Here is a 23,086-nt window from a genome sequence, read left to right on the forward strand (position 1 = left end):
TCGTGACGATCCCATGCACGGTGCGCGCCGCGTGGCGCACCGGCTCGATCAGGCCCGGCATCGACGGCACCGACGCGTACTCCTCGATCGTGAAGATCGCCGGCCGCCCGACCACCGCCGCGCCGTCGATGCGCTTGTCCGGCGAGGTGGCGGTGATGTCCGCGAGGAACGGCGTGTTCATTGCCTCGTTCAGGACGAACGAGAAGACGGACACCGGCGACTGCAGCGTCGCGATCTCGAGATGGAAAGGCTGGGTGACGATTGCGCTCCGGTGCTGGAGCACATCCTGAATGGTTCGCATGGCGCCGCTGTCGTTAGGTTTCCCAACCGGCACGACCGCCCGCGTTGCCGCTACGGACGAGATGCCGTCAGATGCGCACGAGTTAAGCAAATCATCAGGTAAATGTCGATCGGACTATTCCTAAAATCACTGGGCGAGTTAACGTCGGCAAAAAAACGTCCGCGGCCTCCTCGATACCAGAGACGGTCACCGCGTCTATCGATTTGGAATACTTCGAATCCTTACCGGCAATCCAGTCGTGCTCCTGAACGGAGGCCCGGCGAACGCAACGCGATCATCGCATCCGCCGTCACACCTCCTCCAGCGGCTCGACCGTCACCGCGACCTTCAGCACCTGATCGGCCCCGCCGCCGCGAATCACGCCGCGCAGCGGCGTGACGTCCGCATAGTCGCGGCCGACCGACAGCATCACGTAGTCGTCGCCCGGCGCGCGGTCGTTGGTCGGGTCGAGCTGCAGCCAGCCGCCGTCCTCCGGCCACAGCGGGTCGTACACCTCGACCCACGCATGCGACGCGTCCGCGCCGATCAGGCGCGGCTGTCCGGGCGGCGGCTGGGTCAGCAGGTAGCCGCTCACATAGCGCGCGGCCAGCCCGAGCGAGCGGATCGCGCCGATCATCACGTGCGCGAAATCCTGGCAGACGCCCTTGCGCAACGCGAGCGCATCGAGCGCGGTCGTCGTCACGTCGGTGCTGTCCGGCGCATACGCGAATTCCGCGTGGATGCGCCGCATCAGCTCCCACGCCGCCTGCACGAGCGGCCGGCCCGGCGTGAAGCTCGCCGACGCGTACGCGGCCAGCTCCGGATGACACGCGACGTGCGGCGACGCGAACACGAATTCGCTCGCCGCATCGTACGGCTGCCCCGCGCGATAGCAGAACCGGTCGCGCACCGCCTCCCACGCGCTCGCATGCGCGGCATCCGGCTGCGCGATCGCGGGCGGCGGCGCACCGCGCTTGCCGGCCGACCACGCCGGCGCGGCGACCCGCACCACGCTGCGGCTGCGCACGAACAGCGCGTCGTGCGGCTGGTTCAGCGCGAACGACGCGCGCTCGTTGCCGAACGCATCGGTCTCGACGCCGACCGACTCCGGCTTCGGCTCGATGTCGAGCGCGAACGACAGCAGCTTTTGCCGCGGCGTCGACAGCGGCTTGAGCCGCGCCTGATGCTGCGCGGATTCGACCCGCGCCGCGTAGCGATAGTGGGTATCGTGCGTGACACGCAGCACACGGCCCGGCTCGGCCGCAGCGGTCGCAGTGGCCGCTTTCGGCTCGCGGCGGCGCTCGGCGGCGGGCTCGGCGCGCACCGCGGATTTCATCGTCACCATAGCGTCCTGCCTGCCTCGCGTACGTGGCTGAAATAGCGTTCGCCGATCCGGTTCGACAGCTCCCAGACCGCCTTCACGCTCGCGTCGAGTTCCGCCAGCAGCCGGTCGTGGCGCCCTCCCTCGCCGGTTTCGCACAGCGCGTGCAGCGACCATCCTGCGACGTCGGGAATCGCATCGGCCAGCTCCGACAGCGCATAGCCCTCGCCGCGCTCGACTTTCGTCAGGCGCCCGCGCAACGCCTGCGCGACCCACGCGAGCGAGCGCGGGTTGTCCCCGTCGAGCACGAGCAGCGCGAGCAGCGGCGCGACGTCGAAGCAGCGCTGGTATTGCGAGCGGAACGTGATCGCGCTGTCGAACAGCTCGAGCACCAGCTCGAAGCCGTCCTGCTTGTGCACCGCGCCCTCTTCGAACGCGAACTTCAGCACGCTGCACAGAAAATCCAGCCGGTCGATCTGCCGGCCGATCGACAGCAGCCGCCAGCCGTCGTCGCGCGTCATGTTGTCGGTCTGCGCGCCCGTGATCGCGCCGAGCACCAGCCCGAGCCGCTCCAGCAGCTGCAATGCGTTGTTGCCGAGCTGATCCTCCGCTTCCGGATTGCCCGCGCTGTCCGCGAACAATTGCGTCGCATCGTCGATCAGCCGCCATTGCTCGCGCGACAGCCGCTCGCGGATCGCCGCCGCCGCGCCGCGCATCCCGAACAGGCACGACGCGATGCCCGTCGCGCGGTCGGCGCCGCGCGTGAGCGACGCGCTCAGCGCCTGCTGGAACGCGCGCGGCGCGTCGACCGCATACGGCGTGTCGGCGCCGATCAGCCCGGTGTCGCGGCACAGCGTATCGAGCAGTTGCAGATGCGCGGGGCTGTCGGTGTCGTCCTCGCCGCGCAGGCGCTCGAGCGCGCCGCGCGCGAGCCGCATCAGGTTGGTCGCGCGCTCGGTGTAGCGGCCGAGCCAGAACAGGTTCTCCGCCGCGCGGCTCGAAATCGCGCGCGGCCGCGCGGTCAGGTCGTCCGGGCCGAGATGCGTCTGCAGCAGCGTCGTCGGATCGACGACGCCTTCCGTCATCACCCACGTGTCGATCGTGCTGCCGCCGCGCGGCATCGGCGCGTTGAACAGCATGTCGCGCGCGCCGACGCGCGACAGTCCGCCCGGCAATACGCGCCAGCGGTTCGCGCCGTCGGCCAGCGCGAACACGCGCAGCAACAGCGGCTTCGGCACGAGGCGCGCGGTGTCGGCGCTGCCTGGCTGCGCGCGGCCCGGCCAGGTCGGCGCCTGCGACAGCGGCAGATCGGCCTGCAGCGTGTAGTGCGCGGGCTGCGCGGCAATCCGCGCGCGCCATGCCGCGCGCTGCGCGGCGCTCAGGCGTGCGCCGATCACCGGATCGAAGCCGCCGCCCGCCTGCACATCGGGCGGAAAGGCCGGCTTGACGATGCTGCGCGCCAGCTGCGGCAACGCGTCGTCACATGCGGCAGCCTCGCCGCACCACCACGAATGCACGGCGGGCAGGCTGAGGGTCTCGCCGAGCAGGCTTTCCGCGAGGCGCGGCAAGAAGCCCAGCACGCCCGGCGATTCGAGAAACCCCGAGCCCGGCGCATTCGCGAGCAGCACGTTGCCCGCGCGCACCGCCTGCAGCAGCCCGGGCACGCCGAGCAGCGAATCGGGCCGCAGCTCGAGCGGGTCGAGCCATGCGTCGTCGACCCGCCGCAGGATGCCGTGCACCGGCTCCAGTCCGCTCAGCGTCTTCAGGAACACGCGATTGTCGCGGGCGGTCAGGTCGCCGCCCTCGACGAGCGTGAGGCCGAGATAGCGCGCGAGATACGCGTGCTCGAAATACGTCGCGCTGTGCGGCCCCGGCGTCAGCAGCACGATCCGCGAGTTCTTGCGGGCCGGGCTGAGCGCCTGCATGCTTTGCAGCAGCGCGCGATAGCTGGCGGCGAGCCGCTGCACCCGCATCCCCCGGAACGCGCGCGGGAAGAGCCGCGACACGATCAGGCGGTTTTCGAGCAGGTAGCCGAGGCCGGCCGGGCCTTGCGTGTGCTGCGCCAGCATCCGCCACTGGCCGTCCGGCCCGCGCGCGAGATCGAACGCGACGACGTGCAGCCAGGTGTCGCCCGGCACCCGCGCGCCGCGCATCGGGCGCAGGTAGCCGGGGTGGCCGGTGACGAGCGCGGGCGGCAGCAGGCCGCGCTGCAGGATCGTCTGCGGCCCGTAGATGTCGGCCATGATCGCGTTGAGCAGGCGCACGCGCTGCAGCACGCCGCGCTCGATCGCCGCCCAGTCGTGCGGCGCGACGATCAGCGGCAGCAGGTCCAGCGACCACGGCCCGGTCGCGCCGTCGCCGACGCGCTGCTCGTGCAGCTGATAGAACAGGCCGTTCTCGCGCATGCGCCGCTGCAGCGCGTCGGCGCGGCGGTCGAGGTCGGCCACGCCATCGCTGCCGAGCTGCGTGAAGAAGTCGCGCCACATCGGCGCGAGCGCCGGCGCCTGCAGGCCGGCCGCGCCGCCGCGCAGCTCGTCGTAGCGTCCGGCGGCTGCCGGCGCGGCGAGCGCGGCGGCCAGTTCCGCGGCATCCGGCAGCGACCCGGAATCGAAGAGCGTATGCATGGCGTCGGCGTCAGCCAGGTCGTCGGGGTGAAGGGGCGGCACGATGTCGGTCGGTCATGAATGGGCGGCCACGGGCGTGCGCCGCCGCGCACGGGCGCGGCGGCGCAGGTTCTGCCGGCATCCTAGCATTCGCGCCGGTGCGTTTTCGTGTGTGGCCCGGCGACGGGTCGTCATGCGGTCTCCTCCGGTTCCGTCGCACGCCGCGTCAGGTGCGCCGCAGGTCGAGCGTAAACGGGAACTCGCGGCTCGGCGACGCCGCGGCGACGTCCATCCGCCCCGGCGTATGCCCCATCGCGACGAAGCGCGCGAGACGGCGGCTTTCGGCCTCGTAGGCGTTGACCGGGAACGTCGCGTAGTTGCGTCCGCCCGGGTGCGCGACGTGATACCGGCAGCCGCCGAGCGAGCGCTGCATCCACGTATCGACGATGTCGAAGGTCAGCGGCGCATGCACGCCGATCGTCGGATGCAGCGCAGACGGCGGCCCCCACGCCTTGTAGCGCACACCCGCCACGTACTCGCCGGCGGTGCCGGTCGGCTGCAGCGGCAGCGCGCGGCCGTTCACGGTGACGACGTGGCGGTTGTCGTTCAGGCCGGTGACGCGCACTTCGAGGCGCTCCAGCGACGAATCGACATAGCGCACGGTGTGGCCGGCCGCGCCCTCCTCGCCCATCACGTGCCACGGCTCCAGCGCGCCGCGCAGCGACAGCTGCATGCCGCGCACCGCGATCTGTCCGAACAACGGGAAGCGGAACTCGAAGTGCGGCGCGAACCACGCGGCGTCGAATGCGAAGCCGGCCTCGCGCAGCTCGGTCAGCACGTCGTCGAAATCCATTTGCAGGAACGCCGGCAGCATGAAGCGATCGTGCAGCTCGGTGCCCCAGCGGGTCAGCGGCGTGGTGTATGGCGTCGTCCAGAAACGCGCGATCAGCGCGCGCAGCAGCAGTTGCTGCACGACGCTCATCCGCGCATGCGGCGGCATCTCGAACGCGCGCAGCTCGAGCAGGCCGAGGCGGCCGGTCGGCGAATCGGGCGAGTACAGCTTGTCGATGCAGAACTCGCTGCGGTGCGTATTGCCGCTCACGTCGATCAGGATGTTGCGCAGCACGCGATCGACGAGCCACGGCGGCATGTCCTGCCCGTACAGCAGCGTGTTGCGCTGGATCTCCTTGAACGCGATGTCAAGTTCGTAGACCTGATCGTTGCGAGCTTCGTCGACGCGCGGCGCCTGGCTCGTCGGGCCGATGAACAGCCCCGAGAACAGGTACGACAGCGACGGATGGTTGTGCCAGTAGCCGATCAGGCTCGCGAGCAGGTCCGGGCGACGCAGGAACGGGCTGTCGGCCGGCGTCGCGCCGCCGAGCACGAAGTGGTTGCCGCCGCCCGTGCCGACGTGGCGGCCATCGACCATGAACTTCTCGCTGCACAGCCGCGAGTGGTACGCCGCGTCGTACAGAAACTCGGTATGGTGAACCAGTTCGCTGAAATGGCTGGCCGGGTGGATGTTGACCTCGATCACGCCCGGGTCCGGCGTCACCTGCAACAGCTTCAGGCGCGCGTCGCGCGGCGGCGGATAGCCTTCGAGCACGAGCGTCACGTCGAGCGTCTGCGCGGTCAGCTCGACCGCGCTCAACAGGTCGAGATAGTCCTCGAGCGCGGCGAGCGGCGGCATGAACACGTAGAGGATGCCGTTGCGGACCTCGACGCAGAGCGCCGTGCGGGTGATCCACGCGGCCGACTCGAAGCGCTCCGGATAGCGCGGCGCGGGAGGCGCGGCGCGTCCGCCGTGTGCTCGCCCGTCGTCGCGCCACTGCATCACGGTGTTCGGCAGCGCTTCGCGCTGCACGCCGGCCAGATGGCGCGTCGCGTCGGCATGCGCCGCGTAGCGCGCGCGGAACATGTCGGCGCTCGGCAACGGCGCGAGCGGCGCGAACGGGTCGCGCTCGATCAGGTACGGGTAATCGCCGCGGCTCACCCACGGCAGCGAATCGAGCGGCAGCCGGTAGCCCATCGGCGAATCGCCCGGCATCAGGTACATCCGCTCGTCGCGGAAGAACCACGGCCCGGTCTCCCAGCAGGGGCCGTCGAGGCCGGGCCCGGCGTCGGCGGGCTTGAGCGGCAGCACGTAGCCGACGACGCTGTCGAGCTTCTGCTCGAACACCTTGCGCAGCCGCGCGCGCTCCAGCTCGTCGTCGAGACGCGAGTCGAACGGATCGACGTTGACCGGCAGCTGGCGTTCGCGCCACAGGTAGTACCAGACGTCCTCATACCCCGGGCGGATGTGGTCGCGCGTCAGGTTCAGGCGCGCGGCGAGCGCGTCGATGAAGCGTTTCGCGTCGTCCGTCGTAAGCGACGACGGCGCGCGCTCGTCGGCGAACCGCGCGGGATCCTGCCAGACCGGCTGCCCGTCCGCGCGCCAGTAGATCGACAGCGCCCAGCGCGGCAGTTGCTCGCCCGGATACCACTTGCCCTGCCCGAAGTGCAGGAAGCCGCCCTGGCCGTATTCCGCGCGCAGCCGCTGCACCAGTTCCGTCGCGTAGCCGCGCTTGGTCGGACCGAGCGCATCGGTGTTCCATTCGGCGCCGTCGCGGTCGTCGATCGACACGAAGGTCGGCTCGCCGCCCTGCGTGAGCCGCACATCGCCCGCCGTCAGCGCGCCGTCGACCGCGTCGCCGAGCGCGAGCACGGCGCCCCACTGCGCGTCGGTGTACGGCTTCGTCACGCGCGGCGATTCGTGGATGCGCGTCACCGTCATCTCGTGCTCGAACGCGACCTCGCATTCGTCGACGAGCCCTTCGACCGGCGCGGCGCTGGTCGGCTGCGGCGTGCAGGCGAGCGGAATGTGCCCTTCGCCGGCCAGCAGCCCCGAAGTCGGATCGAAGCCGATCCACCCCGCGCCGGGCAGATACACCTCGCACCACGCATGCAGGTCGGTGAAATCGACCGACGTGCCGCTCGGGCCGTCGAGCGACTTCACGTCCGGCGTCAGCTGGATCAGGTAGCCCGACACGAAGCGCGCGGCGAGCCCCAGGTGCCGGCACAGCTGCACCAGCAGCCAGCCGCTGTCGCGGCACGAGCCGGACGCCAGCTCGAGTGTCTGCACGGGCGTCTGCACGCCCGGTTCCATCCGCACCAGGTAGCGGATGTCGTGCTGCAGTCGCTGGTTGAGCGCGACGAGGAAGTCGACGGTGCCGGACGGCGTGCGGTCGATCCCGTCCAGGTATGCGCGAAACGCGGGCGCATCGGTCGTCTGGGGGTCGCACGCGAGATACGGCGCGAGCTCGGTGAGCAGCGCGTCGTCGTAGCGGAACGGGAACCGTTCGGCGCTCTCCTCGAGGAAGAAGTCGAACGGGTTGTACACCGACATCTCGGCGACGAGATCGACCGTGACCTCGAAGTGGCGCGTGCGCTCCGGGAACACCAGCCGCGCCATGTAGTTCGCGAACGGATCCTGCTGCCAGTTGACGAAGTGCTGCGCGGGCTCGACGGTCATCGAGTACGAGACGATCGGCGTGCGGCAGTGCGGCGCGGGACGCAGACGCACGATCTGCGGCCCCAGGTTGATGAGGCGGTCGTAACGGTAACGGGTGGTGTGATGCAGCGCGACGTGAATGGGCATGGCAAGGCTGCTCGGTTCGGGTTGGATCGGGGCGGCCGTGTCGCGGCGGCTTCGTCAGCCGCGGCACGGCATCACGGGTTGGGTGGCGACGCGCGGGTTCAGACCAGTTCGGGCGACTGCACGACGCTGATCTCCACGCCGAGCGGCTGCGCGCCGGAACCGGTCACCGGCTGCGTGTCGCGGTAATCGAGTCCTGCCGCGATCCGCACGTAGCGCTCGTCCGGGCAGCGGTTCATGAACGGGTCGAAACCGACCCAGCCGAGCCCGTCGACATGGGCCTCCGCCCACGCATGGCCGGCGGACGGCTGCATCAGCGCGAGCGCCTGCTGCCGCGCGCCCAGCGACGGTTGCGGCATGCCCGGCGCAGCGCGCGCCGCGCCGAGCGCCTGCCGCATGCCGTTGCCGGCCTGCAGCGCGGCTTCGGCCTCCTCCGCGCCGCCCGCGTGCTGCATCGCCTCGGCCATGCGCTGCATCGCGCCGTCGGCCAGCAGATAGCCGGACACGTAGCGCGCCGGAATTTTCAGCACCCGCGCGGCGGCGATGAACGCATGCGCGTGATCGCGGCTCGTGCCTTCGCCGTTCTGCAGCGCGGTCTCCGCATCGAGCGGCGCGTCGGCGCCGTTCGGCGCATACGCGATGCGGCCGTGGACTTCCGTCATCAGCCAGTGCAGCGCATCGAGGCCGCGCTGCTCGACCGGCAGCGCGTCGGCGAGCGCGCGGATCGCGTCGCCGGCCTGCGTGAGCGGTGTCTCGCGCTCGAAGATCCACGGCGGCGCATAGCCGTCCGTCGTGCCGAGGATGCCCGCGCGATCCTGCGTCTCGACGACGCCCGCCGCGACGATCACGATCTCCGGCTTGACCGCGCGCTCGTGCCGCACGAGGTCGATCCGGTTGCCGAGGCCGTCGGCATAGGACAGCGTCGGCTCGATGCCGTCGATCGTCACCTGCCATGCGCGCACGGTCTGCCCCGGCCCCGATTGCGGCCGCAGGCGCAGGCGCTGCAGCACGTGCGTGACATGATCGTCGAACCGATAACGCGAGATGTGTCGGATGGCGAGGCGCATGGCAGGTCTCAGTCGAAGTTGTAGGCCTGGGCGACTTCCTGCCCCAGGCTGTTGTTGCGGCCGATGAAGTCGGTCAGGAATTCGTGCAGCCCGCTCTTGAAGATCCGCTCGACGCTGTTGTCGGACAGCATCTGCAGGATCGTCGCGGCGGTCTCGTGACACGGATGCGTGACGCCGTAATCCTTCGCGAGCATGTCGAGGCTCGACACGACGCGCCCGTAGCAATACCGCAGCGAGCGCGGCATCCGCCCGTTGAGGATCAGGTAGTCGGCGATGTTGAGCGGCTTGTACTGCACGTCGTACATCCAGCGGTACGAGCGGTGCGCGGCGACGCAGCGCAGGATCGTCTCCCATTGGTAGTTGTCGAGGATCGTGCCGACGTGCGACACCGACGGCAGCAGCAGGTGATACTTCACGTCGACGATGCGCGCGGTGTTGTCCGCGCGCTCGATGAACGCGCCGATCTGCGCGAAATTGAAGATCTCGTTGCGCAGCATCGTGCTGTAGAAGCTGCCGAGGATCAGTGCCGTCTCGCGCTTCACCTGATCGAGAAACGCCGGCAGCTCGCTCGCCGGCACCGGCTGCGCGAGGCCGCGCCCGATCGACAGCCACGCGCCGTTGACGCTCTCCCACGCCTCGCGCGTGAGCGCGGTGCGCACCATCCGCGCGTTCGAGCGCGCGTCCTCGATGCACGACAGCACGCTCGACGGGTTGTCGCGATCGCGCAGCAGGTAGTCGGTGACGGTATCGGCCGCGTACGCGTCGTATTTCCGGCGATAGCCTTCGTCCGCGCCCGAGCTGACGAGCACCGACGACCATTCGGCCGGCGCGTCGGTCGTGCGCGTCAACGCCATCCGCAGGCCGGCGTCGACGATGCGCGCGGTGTTCTCCGCGCGTTCGATATAGCGGTACATCCAGTAGAGACCGCTCGCAGTGCGTCCAAGAAGCATCTGTGATCCACTCCGTCGTTGTTCTGATTGCGCGCCGCGTCCGGGCGCGCATCGCGTGGTGCGGCGGTCAGTCGGCGAGCACCCAGGTGTCCTTGGTGCCGCCGCCCTGGCTCGAATTGACGACGAGCGAGCCTTCCTTCAGCGCCACCCGCGTCAGGCCGCCCGGCGTGATGCGGATCCGGTCCGACACCAGCACGAACGGACGCAGGTCGACGTGGCGCGGCGCCAGGCCCTTCTCGGTCAGGATCGGCGTCGTGGACAACGCCAGCGTGGGTTGCGCGATGTAGTTCGACGGCCGCGCGCGCAGCTTCGCGGCGAACGCCTCGCGCTCCGCCTTCGACGCGGCCGGCCCGACCAGCATCCCGTAGCCGCCCGAGCCGTGCACCTCCTTCACGACCAGTTCGTCCAGATGCTCGAGCACGTACTTGAGGCTGTCGGCCTCCGCGCAGCGCCAGGTCGGCACGTTCTCCAGCAGCGCCTTGCGGCCCGTGTAGAACTGCACGATTTCCGGCATGTACGAGTAGATCGCCTTGTCGTCGGCGATGCCGGTGCCGGGCGCGTTCGCGATCGTGATGTTGCCCGCGCGGTACACGTCCATGATCCCGGCGACGCCGAGCACCGAGTCGGGCCGGAACGTGAGCGGATCGAGGAACGCGTCGTCGACGCGGCGATACAGCACGTCGATCGGCCGGAAGCCCTCGGTCGTGCGCATCGCGACGCGGCCGTCGATCACCTGCAGGTCGCTGCCCTCGACGAGATGCACGCCCATCTGGTCGGCGAGGAACGAATGCTCGTAATACGCGGAGTTGTGGATGCCGGGCGTGAGCACGGCGACGGTCGGGTTGTCCACGTTGCCGCCCGGCGGGCACACTGCCGCGAGCGACTCGCGCAGCATCTGCGGATAGGTCTCGACCGGCCGTACCTTGACCCGCTGGAACAGCTCCGGAAAGAGCTGCATCATCGTCTCGCGGTTTTCCAGCATGTACGAGACGCCGGACGGCGTGCGCGCGTTGTCCTCGAGCACGTAGAACTGGTTCTCGGCGGTGCGCACGATGTCGACGCCGATGATGTGCGTATAGACGTTGCCGGGCGGCCGGAAGTCGATCATCTCCGGCAGGAAAGCGTCGTTGTGCGCGATCAGGTGCTTCGGCACGATCCCGGCGCGCACGATCTCCTGGCGGTGATAGATGTCGTCGAGAAACGCGTTGAGCGCCATCACGCGCTGCTCGATGCCGAGCGACAGCCTGCTCCACTCCTGGCCGGAGAGGACGCGCGGCACGATGTCGAACGGGATCAGCCGTTCGGCCGCCTCGGCATCGCCGTACACGGCAAAGGTGATGCCGGTCTTGCGGAAGACGCTTTCGGCGTCGTGGGCCTTCTGGGCGAGGCTCGCGGGATTCTGCGTGTCGAGCCATTGTTTCAGGCGCGCATAAGGCGCCCGGACAGTGTCGCCGGGTTGCAGCATCTCATCGAATGGCTTCATCGATCATTATCTCCATCGTTTTCGCGGCACCCTGTGTGCCGGACCGGCGTCAATACTGATGAGCAAGGAGCGTGCCTTGCGATTCCTCCATTCTTCGGCCGGCCCGGCACGCTCGCGCGGCATCGCGCACCACGGCGGTGCGGCGCGCCCCGCGCGCGCGGCCCGGCATGCGCCGAGTCAGCGCACGGCCCGTCCGCGCGTCGCATGGCGGCGCGACGGCAGCGCGCGGATGGCGCGACGACCGGTATTTCGTATCGACCTTAGTCCGCGTTCGTGTCACGAATATGCAACCGACGGGAAGTAAGCGAGGGGAAGGCGGAAACGGCGGATGGCGCGTTACGGCGTGTTACGGCGCGCTCGGACGCTGGGCGTACAGCCTGCGGCGCAGGAGGGAGCGGGATAAGTCGGGAAAGCGCGGCGCCGTGCCGCGTCGCGGCGAATGACGCCGGCCGCGACGCCGCGCGGCCGGCCTGATGCGCCGGATCCGCCGGCGCCGGCACCGCGCGCCGTCAGGCGGCCGGCTCCTGCGCGCTCGCCAGCACCGCGCGCAGCAGCACGTTGGCGCCCGCCTCGGCCCATTCCGGCGTGATCGCTTCGGCTTCGTTGTGGCTCAGGCCGTCGACGCACGGCACGAAGATCATGCCGGTCGGCGCGATGCGCGCGAGATAGCAGGCGTCGTGCCCCGCGCCGGACACGATGTCGGCATGCGGCAGCCCGAGCGCGTCGGCCGCCTCGCGCACCGCGTCGACGCAGCGCGGCGCGAACGGCACCGGCGGATACCGGAAGATCTGCTCGATCTGCGCGGCAAGGCCGGCCTGCGCGGCGATGCGCTCGAGCTCGCCGCGCAGCGCGGCATCCATCCCGTCGAGCACGGCGTCGTCGGGATGACGGCACTCGATCGTGAAGAAGCAGCCGCCCGGCACCGTGTTGCGCGAATTCGGCCGCGCCTCGATCATGCCGACCGTCGCGCGCGCATGCGGCGCGTGACGCCGCCCGAGCGCATCGACGAACGCGATCATCCGCGCCGCGCCGACGAGCGCGTCGCGCCGGAACGCCATCGGCGTCGTGCCCGCATGCGCGTCCACGCCGGTCAGCGTCACTTCGTACCAGCGCTGGCCCTGCCCCGCCGTCACGACGCCGATCGTTTTGCCGGCGCGCTCGAGGATCGCGCCCTGCTCGATATGCAGCTCGTACGCCGCGTGCACCGGATAGCCGCCCACCGGCTCGACGCCCGCGTAGCCGATCTGCTCGAGCGCATCGCCGATCGTCGTGCCCGCGCCGTCGGCGCGCGACAGCCCGTATTCGAGCGTGTAGACACCCGCGAACACGCCCGACGCGATCATCGCCGGCGCGAAACGCGAGCCCTCCTCGTTGGTCCAGATCACGACGTCGATCGGCCGCTCGGTTTCGACCTGCGCGTCGTTCATCGCGCGCACCACTTCCAGCCCGCCGAGCACGCCGTAGATGCCGTCGTAACGCCCGCCCGTCGGCTGCGAATCGGCATGCGAGCCGGTCATCACCGGCGCGGCATGCGGATCGCGGCCTGCGCGGCGCGCGAACACGTTGCCCATCCGGTCGACCCGCACCGTGCAGCCGGCGTCGCGCGCCCATTGGGCGAACAGGTCGCGCGACGCGCGGTCGAGCTCGGTCAGCGCGAGGCGGCAGACGCCGCCCTTCGGCGTCGCGCCGATCTGCGCCATCCGTTCGAGCGACGCCCACAGCCGGTCGCCGTTGACGCGCGGCGCGCGCGTGCCGCCGTCATGCCGCATCGTCCGCTCCTTGCGCATCAGGTTGCGGCGCGCCGGCGAGCCGATAGCGGAAATCGCAGCGCGTGCCGCCCTGCATGAGCGTGCTGGTGCGCGTGAGCGCGATGCGCGGGTCGTAGCCCTGGATGAAGTCGCTGTCGCGCGCGCAGCTCAGCAGGTGGCCGATCTCGCCGAGCCCCATCGCGTGGTACATCTCGGCATAGCTGCAGCGATGCACGTCGTAGTCGTAATGCGTGTCGTCCGCGCGACGCACCTCGACGTCGAGCGCGTCGTCCTTCTCCCACAGCACCTGCAGCGCGATGAACGACGCGACGCTCGTGCCGTCGGGCTCCTGCGCGGCGAACGTGCGCCCCGCGTCGACCGCCGCGCCGCGCACGGCCTCGGCGATCACCGCCTGTGCACGCTCGATACCGAATTCGCGCTTCATGATCTCGTAGATCGGCTTGATGATCTCCGCCTCGATGCGGCGCCGCGCGAGGATGCCGAGGCGCGTGTCGTCCGGCGCGGCGGCCGGCGTCTGGGTGGTTTCAGTCATGTGTATTGTCTCGTGTCGACCTGAGTTAGCGCTTCAGCGCTTACTCTGGTCCCATGCAAAGCTCGAAGTCACTTCACGGCGGCGCGCGCGCCGCCGAGCACGTCGACGACCGCCCACTTGCCGCCACGCACCTGATAGATCGTGAATGCCGGGTTCTTCAGATTGCCGGCCTCGTCGAACGCGATCTCGCCCGTCACGCCCGGCCGGTCGATCGCGTGCAGCGTCGCGACCAGCTTGCCGGGCGCAGTCGAACCGGCTTTCTGCGTCGCGGCGATCAGCGTCGCCGCCGCGTCATACGCGAACGGCGCGTGCAGTTCGATCGGCGCGCGATAGCGTGCCCGATACTGCGCGTCGAACGCGTTGCCGCCCGGCATCCGCGACAGCGGCAGGCCCGGTTCGAGCGCCGTCACGCCCTCGCCGTCCTTGCCCGCGAGCGACAGGAACGTCTGGCTCACGAAGCCGCCCGCGCCGATGAGCGGCACGCGCAGCCCGAGCTGGCGCATGCGCCGCGCGATCGGCGCGGCCTGCGCGTCGAGGCCGCCGAAGAACACGAGATCCGCGCGCTTGCCCTTGATCGCCGTCAGCACGCCGCTGAAGTCGGTCGTCTTGTCGTTCACGTACTGGCGATCGACGATCGTGCCGCCATGTGCCTCCACGCCGCTGATGAACTGCGCCGCGAGCCCCGCGCCGAACGACGTGCGGTCGTCGATCACCGCGATGCGCTTCGCCTTCAGCGTGCCGACCGCGTATGCGCCGGTGTACGCGCCGCCCGCGTCGTCGTGGCCCATGATGCGAAAGGCCGTCGCGTAGCCCTGCTGCGTGTATTGATGGCCGGTGGATGCGGGCGCGATCTGCGGAATGCCCGCGTCACGGTAGACGCGCGACGCCGGCACGCTGCAGCCGGTGTTCCAGTGGCCGACGACCCCGGCGACGTGCCGGTCGACGAGTTGCTGCGCGACCGTGACGGCGGTGCGCGGGTCGGACTGGTCGTCGACCGCGACGAGCTTGTAGACGACCGGCTTGCCGCCGAGCGTCGGGCGCTTGCTGTTCGCGTCGTCGATCGCGAGTTGCGCGCCGTTTTGCAGATCCTTGCCGATCCGCGCAGACGGGCCGGTCAGCGGCGCGGCGAGGCCGATCAGGACCGTCTGCGGCGCGGATTGCGCGAGCGCGGCAGGCGCGGAAGCGGCCAGCGTGGCCGAAAACAGCGCGAGGCCGAAGGTGGAGAAAGCGGTTTTCATGTGCGGGGATCGAAGTATCGCCAAGACAAAACATGAAAAATACTAAACAGTCATCGCAACCCGCTCAAATATTCAATTGTTGGATGCTTATGCCATTCCGGAAACAATAGCTTAATTCGCTGTAAACACAAGATATTTCATGCTTGCACCATAACCAGGCTGTTCTATAAAATTTGATACATGAAAAATATCGAACAAACACCCAACGACCCGCCGTTGCGCGCGGTCCGCGCGTTCGAGGCGTTCGCGCGTCTCGGCTCGGTCACGGCGGCGGCGGCCGAACTCGACATCACGCCGTCCGCGGTGAGCCATCAGCTGCAGTTGCTCGAAGCGTTCATCCAGACGCCGCTGACCGTCCGCGAAGGCCGGCTGCTCGCGCTCACCGACGAGGGCCGCGACTATTACCGGTCGATCAGCGCCGCGTTCTCGGTGCTGCGCAGCGCGACGCGCTTCGTGCGCGACCGCTCGTCGCTGCGGCAGATCACCATCAGCCTGATCCCGCTGTTCGGCATCGGCTGGTTCATCCCGCGCCTGCACACCTTTCTCGCCGACAACACCGATGTCGACGTCACCGTGCTGTACGCGCATCACCGCAACTATCGAAGCGACGCGTCCGACCTGTCGATCCGCTTCGGCGTCGGCGACTGGACCGGCTACCGTTGCGAGCGGCTGCTGCCCGGCGCGATGGTGCCGGTGTGCAGCGCATCGTTCCTGCGGCGTCACGGGCCGTTTCGCACGCCAGCCGATCTCGCACGCGCGCCGCTCGTTCACGACGAGGACCGCAGCGCTTGGGTGAACTGGCTGCAGGGGGCGGGCGTGCGGCACGCGCCGCACGTGGTCGGCCCGCTGTTCGAGGACGGGCAACTGACGCTGAGCGCCGCGCGCGCGGATCTCGGCGTCGCGCTGCTGCGCGCGCCGCTGATCGCCCGCGAGCTGGCGAGCGGCGAACTCGTGCAGCTGTTCGACCATGCACTCGACGACGGACGCGACTACTACCTGTGCACGCGCGAGGACAGCGACCTGCCCGACGGCGCGCGGCGTCTCGCCGAGTGGCTGACGCGCATGGCGGCCGCCTCCGCGTGACGCCGCGCACGCGCGGATAGAAATTCACGATGCCGACTATTGAAACAAGCAATTTCACATCGGACGGATGAAACCGGATACTGACGCTTCCTCAGACATCACCGACACAAAGGGAAACGCAGATGCCGATCATCAACACCACCATCAAGCCGTTCAAGGCCACCGCATACCACAACGGCGAATTCGTGCCCGTCACCGACGAGCACTTCAAGGGCAAGTGGTCCGTCGTCGTGTTCTACCCGGCCGACTTCACCTTCGTGTGCCCGACCGAGCTGGGCGACCTCGCCGACCGTTACGCGGAATTCCAGAAGCTCGGCGTCGAAATCTACGCGGTGTCGACCGACACGCACTTCACGCACAAGGCGTGGCACGACACGTCGGACACGATCGGCAAGATCCGCTATCCGATGATCGGCGATCCGACGCTCACGCTGTCGCGCAACTTCGACGTGCTGATCGAGGAAGAAGGCATGGCGCTGCGCGGCACGTTCGTGATCAACCCGCAAGGCGAAATCAAGCTGTGCGAGATCCACGACAACGGCATCGGCCGCGACGCGGGCGAACTGCTTCGCAAGGTGCAGGCCGCGCAGTACATCGCGGCCCATCCGGGTGAAGTGTGCCCGGCGAAGTGGACCCCGGGCGCCGAGACGCTGACGCCGTCGCTCGACCTGATCGGCAAGATCTGACGCACCGGCCGCGCGCCCCACCCGGCGCGCGACGGCGGGCCGCCGCACCGTGCGGCCCGCCCACCCCATCCCGGCACGACCTGCCCGACCACAATCATTACGGAATCCGAATCGCCATGCTCGACGCCAATCTCAAGACCCAATTGAAAGCGTATCTGGACAAGATCACGCGCCCGATCGAACTCGTCGCGTCGCTCGACGATGGCGCGAAGTCGCAGGAACTGCTCGCGCTGCTGAACGAGATTGCGTCGCTGACGCCGCGCGTGACCGTCATCGAGCGCCGCGGCGATGCCGAGCGCAAGCCGTCGTTCTCGATCGGCGAACCGGACAAGCCGGCCGGCATCCGTTTCGCGGGCATTCCGATGGGTCATGAATTCACGTCGCTCGTGCTCGCGCTGCTGCAGACGGGCGGCCACCCGATCAAGCTCGACGGCGACGTGATCGAGCAGATCCGCGCGCTCGACGGCGACTACGCGTTCGAGACGTTCTTCTCGCTGTCGTGCCAGAACTGCCCGGAGGTCGTGCAGGCGCTGAACGTGATGTCGCTGATCAATCCGCGCATCCGCCACGTTGCGATCGACGGCGCGCTGTTCCAGGACGAAGTCGACGCGCGCCAGATCATGGCGGTGCCGACGATGTTCCTGAACGGCCAGCCGTTCGGCCAGGGCCGCAGCAGCGTCAAGGAGATCCTCGCGAAGCTCGACAGCGGCGCGAGCGCACGCGCCGCCAGGGCGCTCGACGACAAGCCGGTGTTCGACACGCTGATCGTCGGCGGCGGCCCGGCCGGCGCGGCCGCTGCGATCTACTCCGCGCGCAAGGGGATCGCGACGGGCGTGGTCGCCGAGCGCTTCGGCGGCCAGGTGCTCGACACGATGGCGATCGAGAACTTCGTGTCGGTGCAGGAAACCGAGGGGCCGAAGTTCGCGGCCGCGCTCGAACAGCACGTGAAGCAATACGACGTCGACGTCATGGACGTGCAGCGCGCCGACGCACTGATCCCCGGCGACGTGCACCAGATCCGCCTCGCGAGCGGCGCAGTGCTCAAGGCGAAGACGATCGTACTCGCCACCGGCGCGCGCTGGCGCGAGATCGGCGTGCCGGGCGAGCGCGAGTACCGCAACCGCGGCGTCGCGTACTGCCCGCACTGCGACGGCCCGCTGTTCAAGGGCAAGCGCGTCGCGGTGGTCGGCGGCGGCAATTCAGGCGTCGAGGCGGCGATCGATCTGGCGGGCATCGTCCGCGACGTCACGCTGATCGAATTCGGCGCGCAACTGCGCGCGGACGAAGTGCTGCAGCGCAAGCTGCGCAGCCTGCCGAACGTCACCGTCGTCACCCAGGCAAGGACGACCGAGCTGACCGGCGACGGCAGCCGGCTGAACGGTCTCGTCTACGAGGACCGGCGCACGGGCGACATGAAGCGCATCGACCTCGAAGGCGTGTTCGTGCAGATCGGCCTCGTGCCGAACACCGAATGGCTGAAAGGGACAGTCGAATTATCGAAACACGGCGAGATCGTGGTCGACGCGCGCGGCGCAACCTCGGTGCCCGGCGTGTTCGCCGCGGGCGACGTGACGACGGTGCCGTTCAAGCAGATCGTGATCGCGGTCGGCGAAGGGGCGAAGGCGTCGCTCGGCGCGTTCGATCACCTGATTCGGCAGGAGGTCGCGCCGGTGGACGTGGCGCCGCAGGCCGAAACCGTCGCGGCATGACGGAAGATGTTTCTGCCGGCCCCGCGCGCCGTCATGGGTGCGCGGGCCATTTTCACGATCGTCGCGGATTGGCGGCGGGCAGACGATCGCATGCCGCCCGCTTTCGCACCACGCGGGCAAACGCCCGCGGTGCCGCCGTCACAGCCACTCGAAGCCGCCCTGCTTGCGCCAGCCGTGCATGGTCATCCCGTAGCGGGCCAGCTCGCTTTCGCGCCAGGCTTTCTTCAGCTTGTTCAGCTTCAGCTTGTTCAACTTGCGCGTCAACGTGCTCTGATGCAGCAGGCGGTAATTCTTGCGATTGCCGAGCCCGCTCTTGTCGGCCAGGCCACGCTCCTGCTTCATCGCGGTCTGCGTGATCGAACCGAAGTGATGCAGCCACGCGGCGCCGGTGATCGCGGTGCGAATGCCCGCCTTGTCCAGCTCGTTGAAGAACAGCGTGTCCTCGTAGCCGAGCAGCTTGGGCACGGGCTGGAAGTAGCCGACCTCGAGCCAGACGCTGCGGTGCACGGCGATGCAGACGGCATGGCGCGCGCCCATCCGCAGCGCGTCGCGCATGTTTTCGCTCCAGACAGGCGCCTGCGCGTCGAAATCGTAATCGAGCGGCCCCTCGATCAGCGCCGGCGAAATGGCTTTCAGGCCGTGCCGTTCGGCCGTGCCGATCAGATGCTCGACCCAGTTCGCGGACACGAGCACGTCATTGTTCATCACGATCGTCCATTCGGCCTGCTGGTGCAGCGCGCCCTGGTTCCACGCGATTCCGCAGCCGAGGTTATCGGCATTGTGAATGACCCCGCCCAGCGGAAGGCTGCGAAGATAATCCAGCGTGCCGTCGCTCGATGCGTTGTCGACCGCGACCAGCCGGTCGAGCGGCGTGCCGTGCCTGAGCATGCTCTCCACGCACTTCTGCGTGTACTCGAGCTGGTTGTAGCACGCGAAGGTGATCGAGTACTTATTCTTGTCCATAGCGGGCGATTGATGCGCCACACAGCGCTGCGATGAAAACCGCGGCGAAGCTGGCGGTGAACTTCAGGTTGAACACTTCGGTGCTCATGCTGCTCACGATCTGGCCGATCATGAATACGACCCCCAGCGTGCCGTTCGCGATACGCTCGCGGGAAGGCGAACGCATCGCGCGGCAGAAGACGAGCAGCGGCACGATGAACAGCGCGAGCGTCGCGACGATACCCCAGACGCCCGACCGCACCGCATTCGTCATCACCTCGTTGTGAAAGCCCGCGTGCAGCGCGTAATCCCGCGCGAAAGGCGACGCGAACGACGCGAGGGCCGGCACGTTCAACGCCGATGCGAAACCGTTGTCGCCGAAGCCGCGCAGCGGGTCCGTCGCAACGAGGTGCGCGCCGAGACGCAAGAAGGTGATGCGCAGGCCGACGGAGGTGTCCGGCGCGATGCCGGTCCAGTTGTAGCTCATGTAGTCGAGCAGTGCCTGGTTCGCGCGCGCGTGGATCGTCGGCGACAGATCGTAGCCGGCGACGAGCACCGCGACCACCGCCACGAGGGCTACGATGCCTTCACGCCCAGGCAGCTTGTGACGCCGGGACAGCATGAGGAAAGCGAGCACGATCGGCACGGCGAGCCAGCCGGAACGGCTTCCGGAGCGGATCGACAGGTAAAAGCCGATCGCGGCACCGGCGCACTTGAGTGCGACGAGCGCGTAGCTGTCCTTTCCGAACAGATGGATCGACGCGAGACTCATCAATCCGAGCGTGATCGCGTATTGGCCGAGCGTCAGCGGATCGGCGAAATAGGTGGCCATCCGGCCGTCGCCCCAATAAACCGGGGCTTCGACGAAGCGCAGCAGCAGCAGCGTGAGCACCAGCGTGGCCGGAATCGTGTATTGCAGCCAGCGGGCCACGCTGAACCGGTGCCGGAGGACGAGCAGCAGGACCGGAATGGCGATCACGAATCTCGACGGACTGTCAAACAGCGACCCCGAAAATTTCCCGCGGAAGGCCGAACTCAGCAGGATCGCCGTCACCGGCAGCAGCAGCGTAACGGCGACCCACCTGGCGGCGCGGATCTCCGTCGCCTGGATCGGCTGGCCGGGCCGCCGGAGCAGCAGGCACGCGGCAGCACCGACGCCGCAGACGAATAGCACGACGCTCGCCCACCCTCTGATCGTGACCAGAAACAACGGTGCGGCACAGATTAGCGCGAACACGGCGGCAGGAAACAGATCCGTGCGTACAGCGGGGGCAGGCAGCCTGAAATTGAAGGACATCAGGGGAGGATCGCGCCTCAACAGGCGCTCCGACGAAGGAGAAGGAATGACTCGGCAGGCAACAATGCAGCCGGACGCGGCGATACTCGCCAGCGGTAGACCCCGACTGCACTGGCTGCGCGCGAAATCCTTGCCAATCGTGCCGCATATCACGATAGTCGCAGGGACAACGGTATGACAGACATGGAGTAAGTGATTGTCGAAGCGCGCCTTTCCGCCGCACAGCCGGGACGACGCATGGCGTGCGTGACGTTACTTCAGAAACCACCTTCAGTCAAGATGGCCGGCGCCGCGCATCACTCCGCAAACGGCAGGTCAGTCTGGCCGTCGGCGCGCATGCCGAACGTGTTGAGCGTCATCGCGACGAGCGCGTAGTAGCCGAGCAGGCCGACCAGGTTCACGACGACCTCGTGCCCGAAGCGCGTGACCGCGCGCGCGAACGTCGCGTCGCTGACGCGCCGGGTTTCGTCAAGCTCGCTCGCGAACGCATGGATCAGCGCGTCGTCGTCCGACTCGAACACGGGACGCACGCCCTGCCGGATCGCCTCGGCCGTCGCGGCCGGCAAGCCGGCCTCGAGCGCGATCGGATGGTGGATGTGCCATTCCGCCTGCGAGCGCCAGCGCGCCGCCGTCACGAGGATCGCCAGCTCGGACAGGCGCAGCGGCAAGCCGGTGCGATAGCGGCAGAACGCGCCGAGCCGCTGCGCGTGCTGCGCCAGCTCGGGGCTCGCGATCCAGCCGAGGAACGGGCCGTTCAGGTTGCCGCGCGGACCGCCGAGTATCTCGTCGAGCACGGCGCGCTGCGCCGCCGACGCGGCGGCAGGATCGAAGGGAGGAAGTCTGTCGGTCATGGAGCGTCCCGTCGGGTTCGTCATACGGCGAGCGGCGCGAGTGCCGCGTCGATCGCGTCGGCCAGCCGCGCGACGATCGTGTCGATCTGCTGCGCGGTGCAGATGAACGGCGGCGCGAGCAACACGTGGTCGCCCTGCCGCCCGTCGATCGTACCGCCCATCGGATACACCATCAAACCGCGCTGCATCGCCTCGCGCTTGATCGCCGCGTGCAGTTTCAGCGCCGGATCGAACGCCGCCCGGGTCGCACGGTCGCGCACCAGCTCGACGCCGACGAACAGCCCGCGCCCGCGCACGTCGCCGACGAACGGATGATCCGCGTAACGCTCGCGCAGCAGCCCGCGCAATTGCTCGCCGCGTGCCTTCACGTTGTCGAGCAACCGCTCCTCCTCGATCACGCGCTGCACCTCGAGCGCCGCCGCGCACGCGGTCGCGTGGCCGACATAGGTATGGCCGTGCTGGAAGAAGCCGGAGCCCGCGACGATCGTGTCGTAGATCGCGTGGCTGACGAGAGTCGCGCCGATCGGCTGATACCCTGCGCCGAGCCCCTTCGCGATCGTCAGCAGATCCGGCGCGACGCCGTCCTCCTCGCAGGCGTACAGGTAGCCGGTGCGCCCCATCCCCGACATGACCTCGTCGAGAATCATCAGCACGCCATACTTGTTGCAGACGGCGCGGATCTTGCGCAGGTACGTGCGCACCGGCGGCACCGCGCCGGCGGTCGCGCCGACGACCGTTTCCGCGACGAACGCCGCGACGCTGTCCGCGCCGAGCTCGAGAATCTTCTGTTCGAGCTCGTCGGCGAGGCGCTGCGCGAACGCCTCCTCCGTCTCGTCCGCCCGCTGCTCGCGGTATGCATAGCACGGGCTCACGTGATGCGCTTCGATCAGGATCGGCAGGAACGGCTCGCGCCGCCATGCGTTGCCGCCGATCGCGAGCGCGCCGAGGGTGTTGCCGTGATAGCTCTGCCGGCGCGCGATGAAATGGCGCCGCTGCGGCTCGCCCTTCTCGACGAAATACTGGCGCGCGAGCTTGAGCGCCGCCTCGATCGCCTCCGAGCCGCCGGACACGAAGTAGACGTGTTCGAGCCCCGCCGGCGCCGCCGCGACGAGCCGGTCGGCGAGCGCCTCGGCGGCGTCGGTCGTGAAGAACGACGTGTGCGCGTACGGCAATTGCCGTGCCTGACGCTCGATCGCGTCGGTCACGCGCCGGTTGCCGTGCCCGAGGCACGACACGGCCGCGCCGCCGCACGCATCGATGTAGCGCTTGCCGGTCGAATCGACGATTTCGATGCCGTCGCCCGCGACGGCGACGGGCAGTCTCGCGCGCGGTGCGCGATGGAATACGGTTGTCATGCGTGCCTCATGGATCAGGATGCGTGCGTTGCGCTGTCCGATTAAACAGCAATGCAACATATGTTGTCAACGCACAAACATCAACAACAAAAACGTTCACAACAGGCCGGCGCATCGTGAAAAAACCACGCATCGGGCGAACGACGCATGCGCGGCCGGATGAGGAACGCTGGACGGGCCGGGATTCCGGCGCACCATCCACACATCGCGGAATACGATAATTTCCACCAAATTCTCGACAAATACGTTAATTAAAACTGGCAAATCATCAATACCATAGCGGACA

At 68.6% G+C, this 23,086-nt stretch carries 16 protein-coding genes and 1 pseudogene; 3 read left to right on the forward strand and 14 right to left on the reverse strand.

Going from position 1 to position 23,086, the window contains the following annotated elements:
* The 10 genes and pseudogenes from LIG30_RS07435 to LIG30_RS07480 all read right to left on the reverse strand — a co-directional run.
* A pseudogene (locus LIG30_RS07435) lies at positions 1-301 on the reverse strand (phage late control D family protein); the annotation flags it as partial.
* Positions 302-590: 289 nt separating this feature from the next.
* Positions 591-1,625, reverse strand: coding sequence for a transglutaminase family protein (locus LIG30_RS07440; RefSeq protein ID WP_038710932.1), 1,035 nt, complete (start codon positions 1,623-1,625; stop codon positions 591-593).
* Positions 1,619-4,225, reverse strand: coding sequence for a circularly permuted type 2 ATP-grasp protein (locus LIG30_RS07445; protein WP_038710933.1), 2,607 nt, complete (start codon positions 4,223-4,225; stop codon positions 1,619-1,621). Before LIG30_RS07445 ends, LIG30_RS07440 begins: the two co-directional genes overlap by 7 nt.
* Before the next feature lie 205 nt (positions 4,226-4,430).
* Positions 4,431-7,841 (reverse strand): transglutaminase family protein, encoded by a 3,411-nt coding sequence (locus tag LIG30_RS07450; protein ID WP_038710935.1) that lies wholly within the window; start codon positions 7,839-7,841, stop codon positions 4,431-4,433.
* Between the two features lie 98 nt (positions 7,842-7,939).
* Positions 7,940-8,905 carry a transglutaminase family protein gene (locus LIG30_RS07455; protein WP_038710936.1) on the reverse strand — a complete coding sequence of 322 codons (966 nt, stop codon included), beginning with the start codon at positions 8,903-8,905 and terminating at the stop codon, positions 7,940-7,942.
* Positions 8,906-8,913: 8 nt separating this feature from the next.
* Positions 8,914-9,855, reverse strand: a complete 942-nt coding sequence (locus tag LIG30_RS07460; protein ID WP_038710937.1) for an alpha-E domain-containing protein — start codon at positions 9,853-9,855, stop codon at positions 8,914-8,916.
* Between the two features lie 67 nt (positions 9,856-9,922).
* Positions 9,923-11,338 (reverse strand): circularly permuted type 2 ATP-grasp protein, encoded by a 1,416-nt coding sequence (locus LIG30_RS07465; protein ID WP_038710940.1) that lies wholly within the window; start codon positions 11,336-11,338, stop codon positions 9,923-9,925.
* A gap of 509 nt (positions 11,339-11,847) precedes the next feature.
* Positions 11,848-13,107, reverse strand: coding sequence for a Zn-dependent hydrolase (locus tag LIG30_RS07470; RefSeq protein WP_152986031.1), 1,260 nt, complete (start codon positions 13,105-13,107; stop codon positions 11,848-11,850).
* Positions 13,097-13,639, reverse strand: coding sequence for an L-2-amino-thiazoline-4-carboxylic acid hydrolase (locus LIG30_RS07475; RefSeq protein ID WP_038710942.1), 543 nt, complete (start codon positions 13,637-13,639; stop codon positions 13,097-13,099). The genes LIG30_RS07470 and LIG30_RS07475 overlap by 11 nt, the downstream gene beginning before the upstream one ends.
* A 68-nt stretch (positions 13,640-13,707) precedes the next feature.
* Entirely contained in the window at positions 13,708-14,877 is a 1,170-nt protein-coding gene (locus LIG30_RS07480) for a branched-chain amino acid ABC transporter substrate-binding protein (protein ID WP_038710944.1), read from the reverse strand.
* Positions 14,878-15,057: 180 nt separating this feature from the next.
* Between LIG30_RS07480 and LIG30_RS07485 the strand changes: the two genes are divergently transcribed.
* From LIG30_RS07485 to ahpF, 3 genes are all read left to right on the forward strand, one after another.
* On the forward strand, positions 15,058-15,960 hold the full coding sequence (locus LIG30_RS07485; RefSeq protein ID WP_038710945.1) for a LysR substrate-binding domain-containing protein: 903 nt from the start codon (positions 15,058-15,060) through the stop codon (positions 15,958-15,960).
* A gap of 122 nt (positions 15,961-16,082) precedes the next feature.
* Positions 16,083-16,646 carry an alkyl hydroperoxide reductase subunit C gene (ahpC, locus tag LIG30_RS07490; protein ID WP_038710947.1) on the forward strand — a complete coding sequence of 188 codons (564 nt, stop codon included), beginning with the start codon at positions 16,083-16,085 and terminating at the stop codon, positions 16,644-16,646.
* Positions 16,647-16,762: 116 nt separating this feature from the next.
* Positions 16,763-18,355: an alkyl hydroperoxide reductase subunit F gene (ahpF, locus tag LIG30_RS07495; protein ID WP_038710948.1), complete on the forward strand. Its 1,593-nt coding sequence runs from the start codon at positions 16,763-16,765 to the stop codon at positions 18,353-18,355.
* Between the two features lie 138 nt (positions 18,356-18,493).
* Here ahpF and LIG30_RS07500 read toward each other — a convergent pair whose 3' ends face one another.
* The 4 genes from LIG30_RS07500 to LIG30_RS07515 form a co-directional block, all read right to left on the reverse strand.
* On the reverse strand, positions 18,494-19,318 hold the full coding sequence (locus tag LIG30_RS07500) for a glycosyltransferase family 2 protein (protein WP_038710950.1): 825 nt from the start codon (positions 19,316-19,318) through the stop codon (positions 18,494-18,496).
* Positions 19,305-20,471 carry an O-antigen ligase family protein gene (locus tag LIG30_RS07505; RefSeq protein WP_235510238.1) on the reverse strand — a complete coding sequence of 389 codons (1,167 nt, stop codon included), beginning with the start codon at positions 20,469-20,471 and terminating at the stop codon, positions 19,305-19,307. The genes LIG30_RS07500 and LIG30_RS07505 overlap by 14 nt, the downstream gene beginning before the upstream one ends.
* A gap of 419 nt (positions 20,472-20,890) precedes the next feature.
* Positions 20,891-21,445 carry a carboxymuconolactone decarboxylase family protein gene (locus tag LIG30_RS07510; protein ID WP_038711003.1) on the reverse strand — a complete coding sequence of 185 codons (555 nt, stop codon included), beginning with the start codon at positions 21,443-21,445 and terminating at the stop codon, positions 20,891-20,893.
* Between the two features lie 20 nt (positions 21,446-21,465).
* Positions 21,466-22,800: an aspartate aminotransferase family protein gene (locus tag LIG30_RS07515; protein ID WP_038710951.1), complete on the reverse strand. Its 1,335-nt coding sequence runs from the start codon at positions 22,798-22,800 to the stop codon at positions 21,466-21,468.
* Positions 22,801-23,086 lie beyond the last annotated feature (286 nt).

It is taken from the genome of Burkholderia sp. lig30 (genome assembly GCF_000687455.2).
Taxonomy (GTDB): Bacteria; Pseudomonadota; Gammaproteobacteria; order Burkholderiales; family Burkholderiaceae; genus Burkholderia.

Excerpts from the sequence above, each read along its gene's own strand:
- LIG30_RS07485 (WP_038710945.1), top strand. The coding sequence starts at position 15,058 with ATGAAAAATATCGAACAAACACCCAACGACCCGCCGTTGCGCGCGGTC.
- LIG30_RS07440 (WP_038710932.1), bottom strand. The coding sequence starts at position 1,625 with ATGGTGACGATGAAATCCGCGGTGCGCGCCGAGCCCGCCGCCGAGCGC.
- LIG30_RS07445 (WP_038710933.1), bottom strand. The coding sequence starts at position 4,225 with ATGCATACGCTCTTCGATTCCGGGTCGCTGCCGGATGCCGCGGAACTG.
- LIG30_RS07510 (WP_038711003.1), bottom strand. The coding sequence starts at position 21,445 with ATGACCGACAGACTTCCTCCCTTCGATCCTGCCGCCGCGTCGGCGGCG.
- LIG30_RS07475 (WP_038710942.1), bottom strand. The coding sequence starts at position 13,639 with ATGACTGAAACCACCCAGACGCCGGCCGCCGCGCCGGACGACACGCGC.
- LIG30_RS07460 (WP_038710937.1), bottom strand. The coding sequence starts at position 9,855 with ATGCTTCTTGGACGCACTGCGAGCGGTCTCTACTGGATGTACCGCTAT.
- LIG30_RS07500 (WP_038710950.1), bottom strand. The coding sequence starts at position 19,318 with ATGGACAAGAATAAGTACTCGATCACCTTCGCGTGCTACAACCAGCTC.
- LIG30_RS07480 (WP_038710944.1), bottom strand. The coding sequence starts at position 14,877 with ATGAAAACCGCTTTCTCCACCTTCGGCCTCGCGCTGTTTTCGGCCACG.
- ahpF (WP_038710948.1), top strand. The coding sequence starts at position 16,763 with ATGCTCGACGCCAATCTCAAGACCCAATTGAAAGCGTATCTGGACAAG.
- LIG30_RS07465 (WP_038710940.1), bottom strand. The coding sequence starts at position 11,338 with ATGAAGCCATTCGATGAGATGCTGCAACCCGGCGACACTGTCCGGGCG.
- LIG30_RS07515 (WP_038710951.1), bottom strand. The coding sequence starts at position 22,800 with ATGACAACCGTATTCCATCGCGCACCGCGCGCGAGACTGCCCGTCGCC.
- LIG30_RS07450 (WP_038710935.1), bottom strand. The coding sequence starts at position 7,841 with ATGCCCATTCACGTCGCGCTGCATCACACCACCCGTTACCGTTACGAC.
- LIG30_RS07455 (WP_038710936.1), bottom strand. The coding sequence starts at position 8,905 with ATGCGCCTCGCCATCCGACACATCTCGCGTTATCGGTTCGACGATCAT.
- ahpC (WP_038710947.1), top strand. The coding sequence starts at position 16,083 with ATGCCGATCATCAACACCACCATCAAGCCGTTCAAGGCCACCGCATAC.
- LIG30_RS07470 (WP_152986031.1), bottom strand. The coding sequence starts at position 13,107 with ATGCGGCATGACGGCGGCACGCGCGCGCCGCGCGTCAACGGCGACCGG.